Raw genomic sequence first — 3413 nt, 5'->3', positions numbered from 1 at the left:
TGTCATTATTCCCTCCTGATTGTGATTGGTTGGCAGACCTTTCTTATCATACCATTCTGGGAATAACGGGTGATTATCGCTAAAGCTAAACGGAACCCCCGGTCTAACCGGGGGTTTTCTAATGCAAAAAAGGGTAGGCCGAAGCCTACCCGATTTTGTATGACAGAAGCGTTTGAAAGCCTCAAATTGAATGGATTATTCGTATTTGTAGAAGCCTTCGCCGCTCTTACGACCCAATTTGCCGCCGCGAACCATTTTGCGCAGAAGAACGTGTGCGCGGTATTTGCTGTCGTGGTAGTCGTTGTAGAGAACGTCCATGATGGCCAGGCAAACGTCCAAGCCGATTAAGTCAGCTAAAGCCAAGGGGCCCATGGGGTGGTTTGCGCCTAACTTCATGGCGGTATCGACGTCTTCAACAGAAGCGACGCCGTCGCCGACGATGCCGACACCTTCGTTGATCATGGGGATCAGGATGCGGTTTACGACGAAGCCCGGAGCTTCTTCGACTTCGACGGGGGTCTTGCCAATTTCGTTGGTTAAGTCGATGATGATCTTCTTGGTTTCTTCGCTGGTGTGTAAGCCGCAGATGATTTCAACTAATTTCATTGCGGGAACCGGATTGAAGAAGTGCATGCCGATGACTTTGTCAGGACGGCCCGTGACTGCAGCGATGTCGGTGATGCTCAAAGAAGAGGTGTTGGTAGCGAGGATGGTCTTTGCGTCGCAAAGTTCGTCGCATTGTTTGAAGTAGTCTTTTTTCACTTCGGGATCTTCCGAAGCAGCTTCGATGACGATGTCGCAGTCGGACAGGTCTTTAAATTCTTCGACGAGGGAGATGCGTTTCATGGCAGCGTCCATGTCGGCTTGCGTCATGCGTTCTTTGGAAACATTCTTGGCGTAAGCTTTTTCAACCTTGCCCATGATCTTGGCGATCTTTTCGTCGGTCAGGTTTCTACTCTTGATAACTACTTCGTGGAAAGGTGCGGCAACTTGAACGATACCGAGACCCATCGTACCCGAACCAATAACTCCGATTTTCATAAGAAATCCTCCTATTCTCTATTTAAACGATTGTTTATTTACCGGTAAATTCCGGGGCACGTTTGCCCAAGAATGCGGTCATGCCTTCTTTTTGATCTTCGGTGGCGAAGCAGAGGGCAAAGGCCGACTTTTCAATGTCCATACCCGTTTGAATGTCTGCTTGCAGACCGTCTACAATGGCGCCCTTGGCGTAGGATACGGCGCGGGAGCCCTTGGATGCAATGGTTTCGGCGAGCTTTGTCGCTTCATTCATTAATTCTTCCGGTGCCACCACGGCGTTGACTAAGCCGATTTCATAGGCGCGATCCGCCTTAATGTTTTTGGCGGTGTAGATCAATTCTTTCGCAATGCCGACGCCGACGGTTCTCGGCAGACGTTGGGTGCCGCCGAAGCCCGGGGTGATCCCGAGGCCCACTTCCGGTTGGCCGAAGACGGCTTTTTCGGAAGCGATACGGATGTCGCAGGCGAGGGAAAGCTCACAGCCGCCGCCTAAGGCGAAGCCGTTAACTGCAGCGATAACGGGTTTGGAAAGCCGTTCGATTAACATAAAGGTGTCCATGCCGAGTTTTGCAAATGCGTGGGCTTCTGCCGCATTAAGCGGTTGCATTTCAGAAATGTCGGCGCCGGCGACAAAGGCCTTGCCTTCGCCGGTAAGAATCACTACAGCTACTTCATCGTCGCCTTCCAAGGCGGTGAAGCAACGGTTGAGTTCGGTTAATACCTCGGTGTTCAGGGCATTTAAGCTCTTGGGCTTATTAATCTTCACCGTGGCAATGGCGTTTTGTTTTTCTACAATCAGGTATTGAAAGTCCACTATGGCACTTCCTTTCAGTTAATCTTATTTAGCGTTCGACGGTAAGTGCAGTACCCATGCCGCCGCCGATACAGAGCGTTGCGAGACCCTTCTTGGCGTCGCGACGTTTCATTTCATATAAAAGGGTGGTGAGGATACGCGTACCGGAAGCACCAATGGGGTGACCGATGGCGATGGCGCCGCCGTTGACATTGGTTTTGTCCATGTCGAGACCTAAGGTCTTAGCAACTGCGCCTGCTTGTGCTGCGAAGGCTTCGTTTGCTTCCACGAGGTCGAGTTCGGAGAATTCCCAACCGGCTTTTTCCATTGCTTTTCTGGAAGAGGGGATCGGGCCCGTACCCATGATCTTGGGATCAACACCTGCGGATGCGTAGCTTGCGATCTTAGCCATGGGCTCAACGCCTAATTCTTTGGCTTTTTCTTCGCTCATTACGATAACCATGGCGGCGCCGTCGTTAATACCGGATGCGTTGGCTGCGGTAACGGTACCGTCTTTAATGAATGCGGGTTTCATGCCGCCGATGCTTTCTTTGGTAACGCCGTCGCGGATGTATTCGTCTTTGTCGACGATGGTTACTTTTCCTTTGCGGCCTTTAACTTCGACCGGTGCGATTTCTTCGTCGAAGATGCCTTCTGCACGAGCCTTGCTGGCGCGTTGTTGGCTGACTGCGGCGATTTCGTCTTGGTCATCTCTGGTAACGTCGTATTCTTTTGCTACGTTTTCAGCGGTAACGCCCATGTGGTAGTCGTTGAATGCATCCCAAAGACCGTCTTTAATCATTTCATCGACGAGCTTCTTGTCGCCCATGCGAGCGCCCCAGCGAGCATCGTTCAAAATGAAGGGTGCGGAGCTCATGGATTCGGTACCGCCTGCCAATACGATGTCGGCGTCGCCTGCTTTAATGATTTGAGCTGCTAAGGATACGGCGCGTAAACCGGAACCGCAAACCTTGTTGATGGTCATAGCCGGCGTGGATTCGGGTAAGCCTGCGTGAAGGATAACTTGACGGGCTACGTTTTGGCCGAGACCTGCTTGAAGTACGTTGCCGATGATGGCTTCTTCGATGTCTTCAGCTTTGATGCCAGCGCGTTTGATGGCTTCTTTTGCTGCGGCTACGCCTAAATCTACAGCGCTTACACCTTTAAAAGCGCCCCCGAAGGAACCCACGGGTGTTCTTGCTGCACTTACGATAACGACATTTTTCATTTTATTGCCTCCCTTTTTGATATGTCTGTTTGCTCAATTGTTTTGCAATTGTTTTCCAACTTCTATCTGCATTATAAAATATAAAAACAGCCCCGTCAATAGATTTGGTGAAAATTTGTTAATTATTTTTCAAAAAAATTCGGGAGCAATCCGCATGAATTAGGGATAATTATTTTTTATACAAACAATATCGGCGGTTTAATCCCTTCTTTACGGGGTTTCGTTATATTTTTTACATATAAACTCCATTGCAGGAAAATGATTTGCGTAGTTTTCATGTTTATTTCCAAACAAAAAAAGAGCGGCCCCCGAAGGTGCGCTCTTTGTATTGGCGATAGTCCCCGGGGGGGG

Annotated in this window: 3 protein-coding genes; all 3 read right to left on the bottom strand. The window is 49.8% G+C overall.

Going from position 1 to position 3413, the window contains the following annotated elements; translation table 11 throughout:
* Positions 1-195: 195 nt before the first annotated feature.
* The 3 genes from KO087_RS09500 to KO087_RS09490 are packed head-to-tail and all read right to left on the bottom strand — an operon-like array spanning position 196 to position 3062.
* On the bottom strand, positions 196-1041 hold the full coding sequence (locus KO087_RS09500; protein ID WP_215508986.1) for a 3-hydroxyacyl-CoA dehydrogenase NAD-binding domain-containing protein: 846 nt from the start codon (positions 1039-1041) through the stop codon (positions 196-198).
* A 34-nt stretch (positions 1042-1075) separates the two neighbouring features.
* On the bottom strand, positions 1076-1855 hold the full coding sequence (locus tag KO087_RS09495) for an enoyl-CoA hydratase-related protein (RefSeq protein WP_215508985.1): 780 nt from the start codon (positions 1853-1855) through the stop codon (positions 1076-1078).
* 28 nt (positions 1856-1883) lie between these two features.
* A complete protein-coding gene (locus tag KO087_RS09490) occupies positions 1884-3062 on the bottom strand; it encodes an acetyl-CoA C-acetyltransferase (protein WP_215508984.1) in 1179 nt (392 codons plus the stop codon).
* Positions 3063-3413 lie beyond the last annotated feature (351 nt).

This window comes from Peptoniphilus rachelemmaiella (genome assembly GCF_943169845.1).
Lineage (GTDB): Bacteria > Bacillota > Clostridia > Tissierellales > Peptoniphilaceae > Aedoeadaptatus > Aedoeadaptatus rachelemmaiella.
Note: the sequence above shows the minus strand (reverse complement) of the source record. Positions and strands in the feature narration are given on the sequence as shown.

Coding starts and splice junctions, on each gene's coding strand:
- KO087_RS09500 (WP_215508986.1), bottom strand. CDS start 1,041: ATGAAAATCGGAGTTATTGGTTCGGGTACGATGGGTCTCGGTATCGTT.
- KO087_RS09490 (WP_215508984.1), bottom strand. CDS start 3,062: ATGAAAAATGTCGTTATCGTAAGTGCAGCAAGAACACCCGTGGGTTCC.